This window comes from Gimesia benthica, assembly GCF_009720525.1.
Lineage (GTDB): Bacteria > Planctomycetota > Planctomycetia > Planctomycetales > Planctomycetaceae > Gimesia > Gimesia benthica.
In genome coordinates this window covers 2,840,398-2,858,025 of the sequence record NZ_CP043930.1, presented here as the reverse complement: position 1 = coordinate 2,858,025, position 17,628 = coordinate 2,840,398, and the positions used below count along the sequence as shown (strand labels likewise).

The following is a 17,628-nucleotide window of genomic DNA, read 5'->3' as shown; positions in this document are numbered from 1 at the left end:
AATCAAATCCATCACAGTGAACCCCGTCCATGACCACCGACTATAACAAAATCGCCGAGCAGTACCGCGAAGTCAAAGGGCGCCCCTGGCGGTCGCTGGTTGAAGAGTATTCGATGCTCCAACTCATCGGCTCCGTGGCTGGCCTGAAGGTTGTCGACCTCGCCTGTGGCGAAGGCTTCTTCACCCGCAAACTCAGGCAGCAGGGCGCCGCCTCGATTGTGGGGAGCGACATCTCCCGCGAAATGATCAAACTCGCCACCGAACGGGAACAGCGTGAACCGCTGGGCATCGACTACCTCGTTGAGGACGTACGCGCAGAAGGCCCCCGGCTCGACCATGATCTCGCAGTCGCTGCCTGGTTACTCGTCTACACCCACGACCGGGAGGAACTGGCTGCCATGTGCCGGGGGCTCGCGCGTCAGCTCAGACCCGGGGGCGGCTCGTCACGCTGACCACGAATCCGCAGCTCTATTTCTTCCCTGAGTTCGATTACCAGAAGTACGGCTTCCAGATTCATCTCGAAGACGAGGCCCGCGAAGGCGCTTTGATCCGCTGGACGGGCTGTCTGAAAGATGGTTCCCAGCTCGAAGTCGTGAACTACTACCTCCCCGAGGAAGCCTATGCCTCTGCTTTGGAAGCTGCCGGCTTTCGCGACATCGTGTTTCATCCACTCACGCTCTCCCCGAAAGCAGTCGCTGAAGCCGATTACTGGGCCGACATGATCAACCAGCCCCCGGCTATCATGATCGAAGCCATCCGGGCAGAGGACACGATCTGAACTCCAGCGGCCCGGCGGTCGATGTTCAGGAACGCCGTATTGTTCTATAATCGTATCTGGCGCGCAGAGTTCATGCAGTAGTCAGAGTTAGGGAAAGGATGTCAGCAGTGACAGACAGGAATGATCGGGAACGGCTTGAGGATTTCATTGCACAGTTACAGTCGCAGTCGGGCCTCAATCCGCTGAAGTACGAACGCATGCTGGCCGAGTTGCGCGCAACTCAGCCGTTGGACGGGCACGACTCAGAGGGCCGCCGACAGATTGCTTTTTTCGATGCGAAGCAGTATGACCTCCATTCATTTTCCGCTAGAAACGACGACAGCTTCCAACTGATCGCCATCGAATCGCCCCTCAATGAACAGACCGCCTCCGCTGCTGCGGGCTGCAAGGTGGTCTGCATCTTCGTCAATGATGAAGCGCACGAGCCGGTCATCGCGCGGCTCGCGGAACTGGGCGTGGAACTGATCGCCCTCCGCTGTGCCGGCTTCAATAATGTCGATCTCGAAGCCTGCCGGAAATATGGCATCAGTGTCGTGCGGGTGCCCGCCTATTCGCCGCATGCGGTCGCCGAACATACCGTCGCGTTGATGCTCATGCTCAACCGGCGCCTGCATCAGGCGTACCTGCGCAACCGGGCCGGGGCGTTTATTCTGGATGGACTGACCGGCTTCGACATGCACGGCAAAACCGTCGGCGTTATCGGCACCGGAAAAATCGGCCAGTGCGTCGTCGAGATTCTGACCGGCTTCGGCTGTCACGTGCTGGCCTATGACGTGCACGAAAATCCTGAAGTCGCCAGCCTGCCACAGACAAAGTACGTCGACCTGGACGAACTGCTCTCTCACTCCGATGTCATCACGCTGCATGTGCCACTCTTCGAAGAGACCTATCACCTGATTAACCAGGAAACCATCGCCCGCATGAAACCGGGGGTCATGCTGATCAACACCTCGCGGGGCGGCCTGGTCGAAACGGTCTCGCTGATCGACGGTTTAAAGACCGGCCAGATCGGCTACGCCGGCCTGGATGTCTATGAAGAAGAGGCGGGTATTTTCTTCCACGATATCTCAAATCAGGTTCTCGACGACGACGTACTGGCCCGACTGATGACATTCAATAATGTCGTGATCACTTCCCACCAGGCGTTCCTGACCAACGAGGCTCTGGATAACATCGCTGAAACCACTTATGCGAACATAGAAGAATTCTTCGCCGGCAAACGGGGCGCAGAGCTGACGCATCACGTCGGGTAACAGAGTGAAGTTGATCCAGCGTCGACACATTAGCCGGTGTGCCGCACCTCATTCCCGAAAAATTCCACCGACCACACACTGCCATACTCGCTGATCACGTCCACGAACCAGTATCCCGTCTCGGGTTCGACCGTTATTTTATCCAGGGTGACCGGACGCGAATCTTGGTGGGGGACGTTATGCAGGTAGTAAGCCAGATTGTGCAGAATGCGAAAGGCTTCACACAATGCTTCATCATCGGGAGCCGACTCATCTCCCGGCAGCACGAGGTCAATATCATCGACCTGAATCCACGCATCGGCTAACTCCGGCGGCCGCCAGATCGGAGCCAGGTTTTCGGTGTATCCATACCACCAGTCGCCTTCCAGATCGCCGGCCGACTCTGTCAGTCCCATGTCAAACAGAGTGTTGAGTTGATACAGAACCCAGAGCGCATAGTTCCTTAGGGTATTGACCGTGCATAATAACTCCAGCCACTTTCGTTCCCCCAGAAAGACAATGCCGTATCGTTTCTCAAAACCAATCAGTTCCCGGATCCGACTGTTGACTTTATCTGACGACAGGTCACTCTTGCCAATCAGCGATTCCTCACCGATCTCCTGTTCGAGCTTTCGATATTCAGACCACGGCAAGTAACGCCTCTGATCAGCGGAGAAGGGAGAATCCATGCAGTAACATTTCCAGCAAAGTAAATCGACGAGACACAGGCGGGATGACGTTCCTCCCCCCCCGATTTCAGGATGCCTCCAGTCTCGCGGATTCTCATTTTTCAGGCAACAGCAATGTCGAACCGGGCAACATGATTTCGTCCCGGGCTCACTCCTGTTCGAGTACCAGTCGGGGCAGATCAGGATCGACAACCGATGACCAGGTACTGCCGATGCGTAATTCATCGAACAGGTAGGTACTGTTTTTGCCGACATGGAAACGGGCTACGTCAAACTCGTGTGAGGCTTCGAAGGGAGTGGTGACGCAGGTCCAGACAGCCGGTTCCTGATCCGGGATAGTTTCTGCTTCCGCAAACGCACGCATGAAGACCTGGTCCGGGGCTTTTTCACTGGCGACTATTTTCGCGACAAACAGATATGTCTCCCCGCTTTGCAGGGGGGCGCTCTTTCAATGATCTCCAGATCGGCCTGCAGAATCGCATAATCGTTCATGCTCATCCCCATGCGGATTTTGGGGGGATCTTTCTGCTGGGCTGAAGACATCAGGGCGAAATTTCCATATTGGTAAGATTGATTTTTTTGATCCGTTGTGACTTTCTGCATGTAGAAACTGACGTAATAGATCGCGTTGACATCCAGGCGAACCGGTTGCTTCAATTTGCGAAAGAAAGAAATTCCTCCGCGGAGTTCGAGCAGCCCTAACTGGCTGGGGGCCACCTCGGTTCGGGCCAGTGATTCACGGGGATGGCTGAACGACTGGTTCACTCTGCCACCGGTTTTCGGGGTCCGCCAGGGATTCACCCAGCCGATTCCGGAGTTCTGCCACGGGGAGGTCTGCTCGGGATCCAGAATCTCCGGGGGATGAAAACTGTCATAGGCGCGCAGTTCCTGGCGCTGCGCCTGTAAATTCTGTGGGGTTCCCGGAACTTCCCGTTTGAAGAGTTCCGGCTCCAGTTGAATATCTTCAATCTGCCTGTCATTCAGATGCCGGGCCTGGCCCTCTTCGATGATCACCGATTCTGCAAACTGGTCGTTCTTCTGATTGGGGTCGACCCGTACGGCTCCTTCAAACACGTGCAAATCGACTTCACCGTCCTCATGAATCTGCGCGCCGTATTCGGTGCCGATATCCTGCAAGGTGAGCAGGGGAGTGATCAGCGAAAATTCCGGCGCCGGTTCATAGCCGTGCAGAACGATTTTACCGTAATCCAGTTTCGCGCAGCTGGATGTCACCAGGTTGATTTTGGTTGGCCCTTCGATAATCAGACGCACACCCGTATCAAAGCGAAATTCAGCGACCCCCTGTTCCAGGACCAGATCCTCCGACATCAGCCTCTGGCCGGAGAACTCAGGCGGAGAATCGCTGCCCCAGACGCAATCCGTAGAACGCGTGAGTGTGGCTAAATATGTGCGATTTGCTTTCCCGGACTGCGGATCGGGAGCCCGGTTCCCCGGGAAATATCCCGCGAAGCTCCATGCCAGCAGCAGTCCCGCCAGCAGCGAGCAGCCGGCCACGACAGAATAACGCAGCAACGCTGCCCGCCTGGGGACCACCGGCTGCGGGGCAACTTGCGGTTGCTGTGTGTGGTGCGTCTTGAATGTCTGTTCCAGCGCCTCCAGGCGTGCCTGCATATCACTCTGCAGTCCCAGGTTGATGTCCAGGTAATCAAAGTAGTACTGCATCGCCTCGGGATTGCTCGACAGATAAGCCTGGAACTGGTCAAACTCGGATTGCGAAATCTCTTCGGCCGGACTGTCCAACAGCCGGTTCAGCAACGGTTCAAATTCGGGGGGGAGATCCTGGATTGACATTCTGCTTACTGCTCATTCTGCAGTTTACGTGAAATACACGCTGCCAGTTCCCGTCGGAGAAATGACATGCGATTATAAAGCGTCTGGATAGATTTCTCAGTTGTTTTGGCGATCTCCGGAATGGACTGTTTTTCATAAACGGCGTCCTGCAGCAACTTCTGATCGGACGAGGTCAGGGAGCTTAAACATTCATGGAGATAATCGATCCGACTGTTGTAGTTAGATAAATGCTGCTCCCGTTTTCGAGACATGGTTTCCATCAGTTCCTGATTGAAATAATGTCGATCGTGGCGCAGGCTTCTATGGTGATTCCGTATGGTATAAAAAGCAATCCCACAAGCCCAGGGAAAGAAGTCTCGATCCCGATCGAACTCTTCAAACTTCTTCCAGAGAGTCAGGCAGACGCGTTGATAAACATCTTCAGCATCAGAATTATGAGGAATCAATGACCGAATAAAACTGAAAATCCGTATTCGATCTTTGCTTAACAGTGATGTAAACAGGCTGTTCGTTTTTGATTGCGACATCTACGTTGAAACTCCGTTTACCCAAAACGATAAACAGGCAGCCATTCAATGCGGTGCTCAGACGCAGCCTCGCAATCTCAGGCAGACAAAAACATTCAGGACGGAAACAATCACAGATTCTACCTCTGATAGAATACATGTGGTTAGTGTGCTTGCAAGCGAAAAGTTCTTTCAGTCCCGGCAATTGTGCGTACCAGAATCTCGAATTGAAATTTCGGATTGAGCAAAAAGTCAGATTACAGGCGAATTACTTCTCTCCAAACCAAAGGGAGGATCCGGTGGGAGGTATTCCATTTTTGGGATGGTTATTCATTTTTTCCTGAGTTGGCTGTCAACAGCTTCCCCGTCGCCAGATCGACGCCCGACCATTCAAGTGAATTTTTGCCGAACAGGTAATACTGCGACGCGCCTGCTTCGGTTTCAATCTGGGCGAATACGAAATAATCGCCGACACTATAGCTGAATTTGACTTCTTCCGGCACACGCAGGCGGCTCCAGTTCCCGGATGCAGACGAGTACGCGTAGAGATCTCGTCCGACCGGGCAGATCCCCATTGCAGACGAGACCGTGGGTTGAAGTTTCGCCAGTGCCTCTGCAGAAGGTTTGCCTGCGACTTTCGTCTGAGACCAGTCGCCAGATTCCATGCTGAAGGCCAATAGTTTGTCCCGAGACTGAGGAACGATCAGTAGGAATTCAAGGGTTTGGAGCACAATCGGTTTCGCCCGGGGCGTCTTATCTGCTCCCAGAACAGGAGACAGGCTGACACACAACAGAAACACTGACAGCAGCGAGGCGAACAGTCGCATGATCGACTTCCTTTCTGAATGACGAGGCGCGTGTCCTGAATCGGAAACGATTCAATTTCGGAGAAGGGATACTCCTGACCTTAGGTGGTCAAGTGTTAATTGTCGGGGATTAATCTCAGAATCGCGCGGTCTCTGGAAGAGAGGATTAACTACCCGCACGAAACGTGAACAGGTCGGCGTCCTGCAAAAAGATTTCCAGCCGGATCGTCTGGCCGGCGAGCGACTCGATCGACTTGCCTTTCCAGCGCACGGTGTGCCGCACGCTATCGGAATCCAGGGGAACGCAGTCGTCGTAATCAAAGCCGTCCAGTACCTGGCGTTTGGCATCCGAGAGACGCACCTTGATTTCACCTACGCTCGCATCCGCGTTCAACAGCAGCTTGCCACCCGGCCATCGGATCTGTCGCGTGATCACCACGCCTCCCCCACGCGGGCCCCGCAGGGAAATCAGGCGTTCTTTGGGGATCGTCGCTACGCCAATGCCCGGCTGCCGCGCCGTCGGATCGCCGTGTGGACCATCAAAGCCGGAGTAATAAAACCACCACTCATCGCCCACTTCGATCCAGTTGTTGCCAAACACCATGCCGTCATCCCACTGGCCATCCTCCCCCAGATCCAACAGGCGGGGCCGTGCAGGGAGCCGCTCGAACCGCACGCCGTCTCTGCTGAAAGCCAGTTCGGTCACCACGTCGGTATTCATCTTGAACGGCCACAAACTTCCCCAGAAGATTCCCGCGTGGTACCGCACGGGCATGCCATAAAAGAAGTTGAACTGCTTTGCACTGTCCAGCTCATCCGGAATCAGAATGTTCTGTGGCTCACTCGTCCATTCTTCCCAGAGCGAAGACCCCGTCATCCGGGCCACCCGCCGCGAGGCACCCGTATCCAGAATGTCGCCGCGAAAGGTGCGATAGATATGTTTGGCCCGGCAGTACATCACATACTGTTTCTCGACCGGATCATACACAATGCTGTTCAAGGTATCGCTGTGCAGTTCCGCCAGCAGGGAGTCGCTCGCTTTATCCCAGTGAATTCCATCCTGCGACCCAACCACGCGGATGCCATTCATCCCTTTTTTCACACCCCCCGTGTGGTAAGACATGATAAAGCGATATCCCCGCCGATCCGCTTCAGGGGCCTCAATCAGACACGGGCCGCTGGCACGCTGGTCCGTGATCCCTTTATAGATAATGTTGTTCTGCTTCGTTCCCTTCCATTCAAACAGTCCCAACTCGGGTCGCTCCCAGTTCAGACCGTCTGTGGATTCGGCATAAGCAATCGCATAATCCGACCCCTTGTGCTTTCCCTGGGCATCCAGCCGGGGTGTATGCGTCTGATACCACATCTGGAATCGTCCGCTGTCGGGATCGCAGCGGACGGTGACATAGCCACCCTCACCAGCGATCAGCGGATTGCGGGCATGCTTCTTTGGCGGATGAAATACCCGCTCCACCGCCTGCTGCTTGTATTTCAAGGCATAATGATTATCGACAATATAGCCATCGAACACGAATTGAGGCTCAGAGCCAATCTCAACCGGCTCAGCAGGCAGGCTCCGCGACTGGGCATCAGCCGTCACAGACAGCAACAGGGTCGTTACCAGGGCCGTGACCAGGGGAAGTGTCGTCGTCAGAATCTTTCGCAAAGACATGGCACACCTGTTATATTCATCCAGAGGTTTCCGAATCAATGGCATCAGCAACAGCATAACAGGGAACAATCCGGGAGACGAATCTTTTGCAACCATTCCAGCTCGAAATTCAGAATTACTCACATGCCTCTCCAACGCACAGGCCACCAGCACCTGAGCGGCAGAGTGAAGGCACTCAGGCGGATCTCTGATACTGAGAACTAGATTGATGGGTGGGCCCGAATAAAATTCGGGCCGAGCGCAGCGAGCAGGAAACAGTCAGGGTAAGCGATCAGTAGTTCGTCGAATCTGTTCCCTCCTGAGCGGCAGGGCGCCAGGTAGCGTTTATTTAATAGTTTTCTACGTGATCATAAGGTCGACAGCGTTAGCTATGTAAGTTTCTACCGTGGCCGAGGGTATGCTGTTACTCTTGTTTTCAGGACTTCAACAGCAGAAAAGAAAATTAGCCGCAGGGCGTTAGCCCCGGTTGAAACGTCTTTGGTATATAGCATCTGAATTAAGAAACGCTACCTGGCCGCCGGTAATGAGTTCGATATCAACGCACATACCGGTGGCTAGCGCCATTCCGCTCAAATGAAATCAGACTCCGCGTCACCCGGCCTCACCAAACTCAAACGCAAACAGCCGCGCGTTCCGCATGGTAAATTCCACACGTACCGGCTGCCCCGCCAGTCGGCTCAGATCACTGCCGGACTTCCATTCCACCCGGTGATCGATCTCGTCCGCGTTGATCCACGCACAATCCTCGCGTCCAAAACCGGGCAGGGGAGTCCCTTCAAGATCCAGCAGCGCCACCCGCACACCTCCCGCGCCGGCAGTGCTCAGATTGACCCACAGTTCATCGCCGGTAAATCGCAGCGGTTTTGTCGTGACCACGCCGCCAGGATAACCTGCGTCCAGCGAGACAAAACCGTCCACTCGCTGCGTTGCCCGATAGATGCCTCCCAGATCCTTCTTCAGCCATGCGGCCCGGTCTTTGAGATCACGGTCCCAGACCACGGGCCGGCCATGCGTGTGCGGCCAGCCGACAAAATACTGATGCAACTCGCGGCCCCGGCGGATCAGCCCCTGTCCCATACTCACCAGCCGCAGGTCCAGTCCGTCGTAAAAGCCCGCGGGAATATAAGGCGTTCGCCAGCGGTGCCAGTTGACGCCGTCGCGGCTCGCGGCAAACAGCACATCAAACGTCCCGTCATTGCCGTTCAGCGCGCGGTCCTGCCAGTCCGGTCCTTTGAATGTCTGGTAGGCGGCGGGAAAGGCGAGATACACGTGCGGGGCGAAGGGATACTTCACCGCGGCACTCGTATAGAGCTGCACGCCCGGCGGATCGTCATCGCCGCGGGCCATCACCGTTGCCAGTTCACGACTCAACGTGGGAACCTTGGCTTTGCCCCAGATATGGTGCGGCGGAACGGACGCATCATAAGGCCAAGGCGTTTCGAGATCTTTCACCGCCACCCGCGCAACGGCTCGCACCGGATTCCAGCAGCGGGTATAGATCACATACTTCTGTAACGCCTCGTCCCACAGGCCGCAATGTTGACTGTCGGGCACGAAGGGGAGCATCCGCGTTTCCGATTCACTCCAGTGCACCCCGTCCGACGACGAAGCCACATACACGCCCGCCTTCTGGGGATCGGGCCAGTACCGGGAATACAGCAGCCGATACCGCTTCTCCGCCGGGGCACGCGGATCGAGGAACACGCTCGCTTCCACCGCCTCGACAGGCAGCAGGTTGTTCTCCCGGCTCCCCTGGTATTCCTTCAGCCCCAGGTGCGGACGTTCCCAGTGAATGCCGTCTTCGCTGGTCGCCAGGGCGAAATGTTTCTTCTTCTCCGCGTCATAACTCCCATGAAACAGTTTCGCAGTCCCGTTATCATCCACGACGCTGCAGTAAAAGATGAACCCCAGCGCTTCGGAAGGCTGCTCCGGTTTCAAAACCCGCTCAATCGCAGTCGGCGAATTCAACCGCCGCGTCACGCCGTGGCTCCGCCCGGTATCAACGAGCAGATCATCCAGAAACAGCTGCCGTTCAGAACCGATAGAGGAAATTTCCGATTCCGCAGCCCACCCCACCGCAGGCAGCGTAGTAGCCGCGACTGCGGTTTGCAGAAACTGACGACGTGTGAGAGGGGAATTCATGGTGCGGCTTTCATTCAAAAGCTAAATATCTGTACTTCAACTCATCAAATAATTCACGGACAGGGACCATCAATAGAGACTTCAGCTGATCCCAAAATCCCAATTCCCTGTTCATTTCCCGGTTGTCACACTCTGGTGAACCGATACCATGATAGCACAGTCACCAGATATTACAGGACTTCCCGAGATGAAACAGACAGATCAACCAGTTACCGAAACCGAATCGCTGCCGGACCGGGAGACGATGTATGCCGCCCTGGTCCAGCGGGACAGCAGCTTTGAAGGCGTCTTCGTTGCCGCGATCCGCACCACCGGGATTTTCTGCCGGCCCTCCTGTTCGGCCCGCAAACCCAGACCGGAGAATGTCGAATACTTCGCCGATGCGAAAACCGCCCTCGCGCACGGCTACAGGGAATGCAAGGTTTGTCGCCCGCTCGTCTCCCTCGGCTCCACCCCCGACTGGCTGCAGCCGTTGATCGAAGAGGTCGATCAGGACGCCACGCTTCGCCTCACCGCTGACGACCTGCGGGAACGGGGCCTCGACCCGGTCCGCGTCCGCCGCTGGTTTCAGAAACTGCACGGTATGAGCTTCGCCTCCTACCTCCGGATGCGGCGGATCAACCAGGCTTTCAGCCAGCTGCAGCACAAATCCACGGTAACCGACGCCGCCCTCGACAGCGGCTACGAATCGCTGAGCGGGTTCGGCGAGAGCTTCAAGAAAGCGATGGGCAACGCGCCCGCCAAAAGTAATGACCGGCAGGTGATCAACGTCAGTCGCCTGCTGACCCCCCTGGGACCGATGCTGGCCGGCGCGACGGAGCAGGGGATCTGCCTGCTCGAATTCACCGATCGGCGGATGCTCGAAACGCAGCTCAACCGCCTGCAGAAACGACTCAACGCCCGCGCACTCCCCGGCGACAGCCCCTGGTTCCCGCAACTCGACGGCCAGCTCCAGGCTTACTTCGCCGGTAAGCGGACCGACTTCGATCTCCCCCTGGTCCTGGCGGGAACTGAGTTTCAGGAACGAGTCTGGAACGCCCTGCGGACCATTCCGTTTGGTGCCACCCGTTCCTATTCCGAACAGGCCCAGATCATCGGACAGCCCACCGCAGTCAGAGCCGTGGCCCGCGCCAACGGCGACAACCGTATCGCGATTCTGATCCCCTGCCACCGCGTCATCGGAGCCGACGGCACCCTCACCGGTTACGGCGGCGGCCTCTGGCGCAAAAAACGACTGCTGGAAATCGAACAGGGAGACAACGCTCCAATCGAGTGAGCAGAATGGCGCTCGCCACCGGTAAAATGTAAAACGCGGTTTCCAGAACCAGCATCGGGTGGCCGCGAATGCAATTCGTGGTTGTCGCAGACAACAGGAGGTTGCGTAGTGAGCGAAGACCGGTTCTGTAATGTGCTTTAATCTGTAATCAGTTTTACAGTGGAAAATCGGTTCGAGGTTCGACGCGGTAGCTGCGACCTCCTGCTCGCTGCGCTCGGCCCGAATTATATTCGGGCCCACCCATTCTTCTTCGTGGTTTGTTGCTCTCTAAAATCTGAGCAGTACGAGGAGCGCAATCCCACTCAACTTATTTCCCGGGCTTCCCCTCTCCCCAGCGTTCTTGATTAAACTGTTCCGACTGGCCGCGGGGAATCGTCAGCGTGTTCCATTCATCGCCGGCCTGAATTCGGGCGACTTGCACGATCTGTCCCACGTGATAACAGGTGTGTCCCAGGGAACGCTGGATCGCCAGCGGCACGGTGTGGGCATCACCGCGGATATAGACGGTCGTTTCCAGATCGTCGGGCTGGAGACTGTTGAGAGAATCAAACAGCACACCCCAGCCCCGCTCCCAGTAGGCCAGCAGTTCTTCGCGGGTGGAGAACGTATCCACAAATTCGTCGTCCCGGTTCCGGTCCGATTTCTCGCCGTCGGTTGTCAGGAAATCGGTCCACCGCGAAATCAGATTCCCGGCGACATGTTTCATGATCACCGCAATCGAGTTCGTGTGCTCGTCGAGAGCCGTGCGGAGCCCCTCGTCAGAAACCTGTGCCACCGCCCGTTCCGCCATCTGCTTCTGGGCTTCAAAAACATTGAGCGTCGCCGACATGAATTGTGTGAAAGGGGCCATTGATCTATATCCCTGGAAATTAGTTATTTATTTTTTAGTGCAACAGAAACATCAGTGGCGTACTCTGTCTTCCATCTCTTTCACCGCCGCAATCGCTTCGCCGTAGCGGGCTAGCGCTTCCGTTTTCTGTGAGGCCGTGAGCTTGTCATCCGCAGTCACCTGCTCCTGCCGGTCTTCCAGATAGAGCAACGCAAACTTTTTGCGTAAAACCAGGCATAATAACTTGGCCATGTAGTAGCGGTTTTCTTTGTCCGGTTCCTGACCGATTATTCTTAAAGTGGCATGGACTACATTGGGCCCCATTCTAGAGAGAGCGTCGTAGGCCGGGCGTTGTTCACGACAGAATAGTTTGTATCTGTTTGAAGCATAATAATAGGTTTTTTGTTTCTGGTTAATTTTATCCAGTAGTGTGTTAGTTAATAGCCCCGTTCTATGTGTTGAATGCATGTATCCAAGAAACACGATCATCGCATCTTCATTTTTAACCGGGGGATTTAACGTCCCGGGACCCGGACTGGAAAACCCCGGAGCCTGATATTTTTGGAGCATGCTCTCGTTTGTCGAATCAAAATGATTCAGGGCATGCTGATACTCATCTGAAATATCAACAGCCTCTTTCCAGGAAACCTCATTAAAAAACGTCAGCGGTTTAATAAAGCATTCTTGCTCGGGGCGTGTTTTCCTGGGCTCCGCCTCATCGGTCCGGGCAGTCTGCAGGCTGGCTGTGGAGACACACGTTAACAGAATCAGAACCGCGCATGGAAAACGCAATCCACGGAAGGTAGTTCGCTCTGGAAAAAGACATCGCTTGATTGCCATCGGACAGAATCTCCTTATTCATGTTTCACGGGGCAGGCGGATCACAGTTTCGGCTGTATCACACTGCCTCAGGCTGTTATCATAATTGATATGTAACATGTGTTCAAACAGAGGGCTGGTACGTCCCGTCTTTCGCCTGCAGAACTTGAATGGAAAGGAAACCCGGCAATGCGACCCTTTCAGAACAGCATACATCTGATGAGTTTCGTAGTGGGGACTGCGGTGATGTTCCTGGTTTACCTGCTCCTCGTCTGTCTGCATTCGGAACTGGATCTCTTCCAGGTGGCCACTCTGTTGGCTGTCACGCTCGCTGTAATTTGCCCCGGGCTCGGGCTGGAACTCATTCGCAGGAAATTCTCACCTGATTTGCAAGCCCGTCTTACCTGGAGAGAGACGCTGATTACTGTCTGCAGTATGGCTCTCGGTGCGCTGGGCCTGTCTTACTTCATGTTCATCGCAGGCGTGGGAATGGTCATTATGAGTCGGCTCTTTGGCAGGCTGTTGTCGCTGCTTCCAATTCATAACACGTTGGTGCTGACCTCAATCGTTGCTGGTCTTACCGCATATGTGACACTACTCTCCAGCCTGACACTCGCCTTATACTTTTTGTGTCGTTCAAAGCAGGTCCGACCATTGCACTGAAGTAGCCTGTCAGCAAATTAGTAAGAGGATACAAATCTAATGCAAAGAATGAACCCCTGGATGATACTGGTGACCACAGTCTTCTTTTCAATCGCGGTCTATTTCAGTCAGGGAGACGGAGGACTGAATGCCGTCGGACTGCTGGTATTGTTCAACCTGGTCACACTCCATCTGGTGCAACTGCAGAAAGAAAACGACGAACTCCGGACCCGACTGGAGGCACTCGAAGGTCCCGCACCAGCGACAGACCTGCCTGAAAATAGGGCAGTCGCGCATGGATAAGAGAATGGAGAACTGGCTTTCAAATCTCCGCGGTCGCACCTCGATAGCGGATCTTGATTCCCTTCGAAGCGAACTTCTCTGTCATGCGGGGCACGTCGGTATCGTGCACTAAAACGATGACGGTATCCCCTTCCTGCAGTGTCGTATCCGGCGTGAGATCTTTTTCTACATCACCGTTGGCCCGGCGGATGGCAACCACCAGGTAGCCTCGTTCACTGCGGACCTCAATCTTTTCCAGCGTCTTATTCACAAACGCGGAACCGGCGGTGACCTGGAGTTCTTCAAACTGGAGACCGAAGTGCCCCAGTTCATCTTTGATGGCGCCTTCGCTGGTCAGTTCTTCCAGCATATTTTCCGCGGTGGGTCGCATGATCAGTTGCGCAACCTTGCTTGCCCCGATCGCGGTGGGCAGCACGACCCGGTTGGCACCACAGCCCAGCAGTTTCTTTTCGGTTTTCGGATTTTCACCCCGGGCGATGATCATCAGGTCCGCATTCATCTCGCGGGCGGTGATCGTTACAAATACGTTGGTCGCATCTTCCGAAAGTACTGTTGCCAGCACCGCAGCGCGAGCGATGCCCGCCTGTTCCAGCGTCGTTTCTTCCGAAGCGTCGCCGTAGATGACCCAGTAGCCCTGTTCCTCAGCCGCCTTGAGACGACGTTCGTCACAGTCGATCACCACAAATGGTTTTCCCGCGGCGAACAGGTTTCTGGCCAGAATCGATCCCATGCGACCGATGCCGCAGATGATCGTGTGGCCCTGCATGCGTTCAATTTCTTTCGCCATTTTTCTCGCTCCCAGTGCCCGGTTGATTTCACCGTCAATCAGCATCTGCATGAAACCGCCGATTGTATAGATCACCGCGCCATAGCCGGCAATGATCACCATGATGGTCAACGCGCGCAGTGCCGATGATTCCACCGGCTGCACTTCGCCGTAGCCGACGCCGAAGATCGTGATGATCACCATGTAGATTGAGTCTTCGAGTTTCCAGCCTGCAGCAACATAGCCGATGACAGCAATCAAACAGATTGCGAAGAACAGCGAGATCCCCGTGATAATTTTGCGGAACGGACCCGAGTGTCGAGGTCGGCGCTGATTCCCTGCGGTCGAGATATGTGATTCAGGTTCCGTCATGACTCGTCTGCTCGTCAACGCGCGGGAAGGAATCGAAGGCGGTGGCTCAAATAGGAACGGAGCCGCACCAGCACTGTGCCGGTCGGCTCCTGTTCCGAAAAATCCAGCTTATTCATCAAGATGATTATTTGATGAACAGCATTTCCTGGTAGGTTGGCAGCGGCCACAGATCGTCGGCCACAATACCTTCCAGTTCGTCTGCATATTCGCGGACTTTGTTCATCAGCGGCAGAATCGTATGGCAGTAGTAGTTCGCTTCGGCCAGCAGATCTTCTGATCCGTTTTCGGCACCAGCGGCTTCCAGTTCGCCAATACTGTCCTGCAGTGCTTTCACCAGTGCAGTTACCTTGTCCAGGGTCTTGGTGTCGAACTCGTAGTCCAGCATTTTCAGGCTGGCACAGTTGGAAACCAGTTCGCCCTGGTAACGGATGACAGCCGGGAAGATCATGGTCTTGGCCATCTTCAGTGTCAGGTTGTACTCGACCTTGATCGACATGACGTACTGCTCAAGGTAAATTTCCAGACGGCTTTCCAGTTCGCGTTCCGACAGGACGCTGTACTTGGTAAACAGTTCTTTGACTTCTTCTGTCTGCAGAATCGGCAGAGCGTCTGCGGTGGTTTTGAGGTTCAGCAGACCCCGTTTTTCCGCTTCAGCGTGCCATTCGTCACTGTAACCGTCGCCATTGAAAATGACGGCACCATGTTCGTTCATGATCTCGGTCAGCAGTGTCTGCAGGGCAGAGTTCAGTTTGGCAGGATCGCCACCGGTGGCTTCTTCCAGTTTGGTCGCACAGTAATCCAGTGATTCAGCGACGATGGTGTTCATCGCAACCAGCGGACCGGCGATAGACTGATTAGAACCAACAGCACGGAATTCAAACCGGTTACCGGTGAAGGCGAACGGGCTGGTTCGGTTACGGTCGCCCGCATCTTTCGGCAGCGGAGGCAGTACATCGACGCCGACGGTCAGTGTGCCCTTCGGAATTGAAGAGTTAGCACCACCGGCTTTGATCTGTTCGAAGACGTCAGTCAGCTGATCACCCAGGAAGACTGAAATGATGGCTGGAGGTGCTTCGTTAGCACCCAGACGATGGTCGTTACTGGCGGATGCAACGACGGATCGCAGCAGGCCCTGGAACTTGTGAACCGCACGGATGACGGCACCACAGAACAGCAGGAACTGGGCGTTTTCGTGAGGAGTATCGCCGGGATCAAGCAGGTTGCCCTGAGAGGAACTACCCATTGACCAGTTGACGTGTTTCCCTGAACCGTTCACGCCAGCGAAAGGCTTTTCGTGAGTCAGACAGACCATGCCATGTTTTTCTGCAGTGCGACGCAGTGTGGTCATCAGCAGCTGCTGATGGTCGGTTGCGATGTTGGCAGATTCAAACAGCGGTGCAATTTCGAACTGACCCGGTGCCACTTCGTTGTGACGGGTTTTAACGGGAATCCCCAGTTTGAACAGTTCGCGTTCGGCTTCAAACATGAAAGACAGAACACGGTCGGGGATGGCACCGAAGTAGTGATCGTCAAATTCCTGTCCCTTGGGAGGCTTGGCGCCAAACAGGGTACGACCAGCGTTGAGCAGGTCGGGACGGGCGTAGTAGAAGTTCTTGTCGATCAGGAAGTATTCCTGTTCCGGACCGGCGGTAGAAGAAACCAGGCTGCCGTCAGTGTGACCGAACAGCTTCAGAATCCGCTGTGCCTGGACGTTCAGAGCCTGCATCGAACGCAGCACGGGAGTTTTTTTGTCGAGAGCTTCTCCGGTCCAGGAAACGAAAGCCGTTGGAATGCACAGAGTGGTTCCGTTGGTGTTTTCCAGAATGTAAGCGGGGCTGGTGACGTCCCAGATGGTGTAACCACGGGCTTCGAATGTCACGCGGATACCACCGGTCGGGAAGCTCGAACCATCGGGCTCACCCTGGATCAGCTGTGAACCGCTGAATTCAGCAATCGCACCGCCGTCTCCATCGGGAGAGAGGAAGCTGTCGTGCTTTTCTGCGGTGGAACCGGTCAGGGGGTAGAAAACGTGTGCGTAGTGAGTGGCACCTTTTTCGATGGCCCAGTCTTTGATAGCGGAAGCAACAACGTCTGCAGTCGAGCAGTCCAGTTTCTCACCAGCTTCGATGGTTTTGACCAGTTTCTTGTAGACTTCTTTCGGCAGTCGTTTTTTCATAACTGACTTGGAGAAGACGTTGGCATTGAAAAGTTGTGCGGTGGGTTCTTCTTTGTAGTTCATCGGAGGATAACTTGGCTTGTAGCTGGTGACTGCGGCGATGGCGGCGGAACGGGTTGAACCAACGGTGGTTTTGGTGCCATTGCTGCCACCGGAATACGAAGTGGACGCACTCGAAGTTGCTGTGTTCACTGTTTTGACCTTTTCATAGGGCGATTAATACGACTGACAAAACAACCGGCCGATACCACTCATACGTGAAGCGCATCACCGGTGAAACGGAGATTCATCCAGGATAATCAAGAGTGCGGGCCTGGCGGCCTGATCCGTTCACGTCGCCGGGCAGTCATTGCCACGTGCCGCTCCAGGGAACCCGCATCCGGAGATTCTGAGTGAGGTTATATCTAATTGTGTTTATGTGATTGATTTCGAAACTGGAGTCGATCGGCGGGTGATTCGCCCGCGAGCTTACACCAGATTGGCTCAGAACTTCCTGTGAAGAAGAATATTTCTTAACAATAGCAGAAGGTGTGCCAAACCGCAGCTGATAACCCGATTTACTGTCACAATCGACTCCCCGCTGACCCCGCAACGGATGTTTTGGACACCCGGAAGCAGAGGTACGGGATTTTCACCACTTATTCCCCCGGAAATAGAGCCCTTCCGACCTTACACCCTGCGGACGCCCAATCTGGAGAAAATTGTCTCTTGCTGGGAAGACAACAGGCAATCCGTGCCAGTCTGGAGAGCAGATGCCGAGAATGCGCGCAAATCATGCACGAAAAAAAGGCAGAAGGTTTGGCCACGC

The 17,628-nt window shown here is 55.0% G+C and carries 17 protein-coding genes; 6 read left to right on the top strand and 11 right to left on the bottom strand.

The genetic code is table 11. From position 1 onward, the window contains the following. Positions 1–29: 29 nt before the first annotated feature. The 3 genes from F1728_RS31590 to F1728_RS10815 all read left to right on the top strand — a co-directional run bounded on the left by F1728_RS31590 (position 30) and on the right by F1728_RS10815 (position 2,031). Positions 30–452, top strand: a complete 423-nt coding sequence (locus F1728_RS31590; protein WP_228030652.1) for a class I SAM-dependent methyltransferase — start codon at positions 30–32, stop codon at positions 450–452. Beyond that, positions 401–778: a hypothetical protein gene (locus F1728_RS31585; protein WP_228030650.1), complete on the top strand. Its 378-nt coding sequence runs from the start codon at positions 401–403 to the stop codon at positions 776–778. Before F1728_RS31590 ends, F1728_RS31585 begins: the two co-directional genes overlap by 52 nt. A gap of 197 nt (positions 779–975) precedes the next feature. Beyond that, positions 976–2,031: a 2-hydroxyacid dehydrogenase gene (locus F1728_RS10815; protein WP_390644233.1), complete on the top strand. Its 1,056-nt coding sequence runs from the start codon at positions 976–978 to the stop codon at positions 2,029–2,031. 29 nt (positions 2,032–2,060) lie between these two features. Here F1728_RS10815 and F1728_RS10810 read toward each other — a convergent pair whose 3' ends face one another. The 7 genes from F1728_RS10810 to F1728_RS10785 form a co-directional block, all read right to left on the bottom strand. After that, positions 2,061–2,699 (bottom strand): hypothetical protein, encoded by a 639-nt coding sequence (locus F1728_RS10810; RefSeq protein WP_155364112.1) that lies wholly within the window; start codon positions 2,697–2,699, stop codon positions 2,061–2,063. Positions 2,700–2,847: 148 nt separating this feature from the next. Continuing rightward, complete coding sequence (locus F1728_RS31580; protein ID WP_228030646.1) at positions 2,848–3,063, bottom strand: hypothetical protein; 216 nt, start codon at positions 3,061–3,063, stop codon at positions 2,848–2,850. 32 nt (positions 3,064–3,095) lie between these two features. Further along, positions 3,096–4,511, bottom strand: coding sequence for a FecR family protein (locus F1728_RS10805; protein WP_228030644.1), 1,416 nt, complete (start codon positions 4,509–4,511; stop codon positions 3,096–3,098). A gap of 5 nt (positions 4,512–4,516) precedes the next feature. Continuing rightward, on the bottom strand, positions 4,517–5,038 hold the full coding sequence (locus F1728_RS10800) for a sigma-70 family RNA polymerase sigma factor (RefSeq protein WP_228030642.1): 522 nt from the start codon (positions 5,036–5,038) through the stop codon (positions 4,517–4,519). A gap of 305 nt (positions 5,039–5,343) precedes the next feature. Then, positions 5,344–5,844, bottom strand: a complete 501-nt coding sequence (locus F1728_RS10795) for a hypothetical protein (RefSeq protein ID WP_155364111.1) — start codon at positions 5,842–5,844, stop codon at positions 5,344–5,346. 145 nt (positions 5,845–5,989) lie between these two features. Further along, positions 5,990–7,495 carry a hypothetical protein gene (locus F1728_RS10790; RefSeq protein ID WP_155364110.1) on the bottom strand — a complete coding sequence of 502 codons (1,506 nt, stop codon included), beginning with the start codon at positions 7,493–7,495 and terminating at the stop codon, positions 5,990–5,992. Positions 7,496–8,086: 591 nt separating this feature from the next. Next, positions 8,087–9,637 carry a glycoside hydrolase family protein gene (locus F1728_RS10785; protein WP_155364109.1) on the bottom strand — a complete coding sequence of 517 codons (1,551 nt, stop codon included), beginning with the start codon at positions 9,635–9,637 and terminating at the stop codon, positions 8,087–8,089. A gap of 187 nt (positions 9,638–9,824) precedes the next feature. Between F1728_RS10785 and F1728_RS10780 the strand changes: the two genes are divergently transcribed. After that, on the top strand, positions 9,825–10,913 hold the full coding sequence (locus F1728_RS10780; RefSeq protein ID WP_155364108.1) for a bifunctional transcriptional activator/DNA repair enzyme AdaA: 1,089 nt from the start codon (positions 9,825–9,827) through the stop codon (positions 10,911–10,913). Between the two features lie 307 nt (positions 10,914–11,220). On the opposite strand, the gene F1728_RS10775 is transcribed toward F1728_RS10780, so the two are convergent. After that, positions 11,221–11,763, bottom strand: a complete 543-nt coding sequence (locus F1728_RS10775; RefSeq protein WP_155364107.1) for a DUF1572 family protein — start codon at positions 11,761–11,763, stop codon at positions 11,221–11,223. Between the two features lie 51 nt (positions 11,764–11,814). Next, a complete protein-coding gene (locus F1728_RS10770) occupies positions 11,815–12,582 on the bottom strand; it encodes a hypothetical protein (RefSeq protein ID WP_155364106.1) in 768 nt (255 codons plus the stop codon). Positions 12,583–12,750: 168 nt separating this feature from the next. On the opposite strand from F1728_RS10770, the gene F1728_RS10765 reads away from it, so the two are divergent. Both F1728_RS10765 and F1728_RS10760 read left to right on the top strand, forming a co-directional pair. Continuing rightward, positions 12,751–13,224 carry a hypothetical protein gene (locus F1728_RS10765; protein ID WP_155364105.1) on the top strand — a complete coding sequence of 158 codons (474 nt, stop codon included), beginning with the start codon at positions 12,751–12,753 and terminating at the stop codon, positions 13,222–13,224. Positions 13,225–13,263: 39 nt separating this feature from the next. Further along, positions 13,264–13,506 carry a hypothetical protein gene (locus tag F1728_RS10760; RefSeq protein WP_155364104.1) on the top strand — a complete coding sequence of 81 codons (243 nt, stop codon included), beginning with the start codon at positions 13,264–13,266 and terminating at the stop codon, positions 13,504–13,506. 19 nt (positions 13,507–13,525) lie between these two features. On the opposite strand, the gene F1728_RS10755 is transcribed toward F1728_RS10760, so the two are convergent. Next, positions 13,526–14,644 (bottom strand): potassium channel family protein, encoded by a 1,119-nt coding sequence (locus F1728_RS10755; RefSeq protein WP_145438938.1) that lies wholly within the window; start codon positions 14,642–14,644, stop codon positions 13,526–13,528. Between the two features lie 124 nt (positions 14,645–14,768). Next, the gene (locus F1728_RS10750) at positions 14,769–16,883 is read right to left on the bottom strand and encodes a glutamine synthetase III family protein (protein ID WP_155367369.1); all 2,115 of its coding nucleotides are present in this window, start codon (positions 16,881–16,883) and stop codon (positions 14,769–14,771) included. Positions 16,884–17,628: the final 745 nt, after the last annotated feature.

Coding starts and splice junctions, on each gene's coding strand:
- F1728_RS31590 (WP_228030652.1), top strand. CDS start 30: ATGACCACCGACTATAACAAAATCGCCGAGCAGTACCGCGAAGTCAAA.
- F1728_RS10815 (WP_390644233.1), top strand. CDS start 976: ATGCTGGCCGAGTTGCGCGCAACTCAGCCGTTGGACGGGCACGACTCA.
- F1728_RS10810 (WP_155364112.1), bottom strand. CDS start 2,699: ATGGATTCTCCCTTCTCCGCTGATCAGAGGCGTTACTTGCCGTGGTCT.
- F1728_RS31580 (WP_228030646.1), bottom strand. CDS start 3,063: ATGCGTGCGTTTGCGGAAGCAGAAACTATCCCGGATCAGGAACCGGCT.
- F1728_RS10805 (WP_228030644.1), bottom strand. CDS start 4,511: ATGTCAATCCAGGATCTCCCCCCCGAATTTGAACCGTTGCTGAACCGG.
- F1728_RS10800 (WP_228030642.1), bottom strand. CDS start 5,038: ATGTCGCAATCAAAAACGAACAGCCTGTTTACATCACTGTTAAGCAAA.
- F1728_RS10795 (WP_155364111.1), bottom strand. CDS start 5,844: ATGCGACTGTTCGCCTCGCTGCTGTCAGTGTTTCTGTTGTGTGTCAGC.
- F1728_RS10790 (WP_155364110.1), bottom strand. CDS start 7,495: ATGTCTTTGCGAAAGATTCTGACGACGACACTTCCCCTGGTCACGGCC.
- F1728_RS10785 (WP_155364109.1), bottom strand. CDS start 9,637: ATGAATTCCCCTCTCACACGTCGTCAGTTTCTGCAAACCGCAGTCGCG.
- F1728_RS10780 (WP_155364108.1), top strand. CDS start 9,825: ATGAAACAGACAGATCAACCAGTTACCGAAACCGAATCGCTGCCGGAC.
- F1728_RS10775 (WP_155364107.1), bottom strand. CDS start 11,763: ATGGCCCCTTTCACACAATTCATGTCGGCGACGCTCAATGTTTTTGAA.
- F1728_RS10770 (WP_155364106.1), bottom strand. CDS start 12,582: ATGGCAATCAAGCGATGTCTTTTTCCAGAGCGAACTACCTTCCGTGGA.
- F1728_RS10765 (WP_155364105.1), top strand. CDS start 12,751: ATGCGACCCTTTCAGAACAGCATACATCTGATGAGTTTCGTAGTGGGG.
- F1728_RS10760 (WP_155364104.1), top strand. CDS start 13,264: ATGCAAAGAATGAACCCCTGGATGATACTGGTGACCACAGTCTTCTTT.
- F1728_RS10755 (WP_145438938.1), bottom strand. CDS start 14,644: ATGACGGAACCTGAATCACATATCTCGACCGCAGGGAATCAGCGCCGA.
- F1728_RS10750 (WP_155367369.1), bottom strand. CDS start 16,883: ATGAACTACAAAGAAGAACCCACCGCACAACTTTTCAATGCCAACGTC.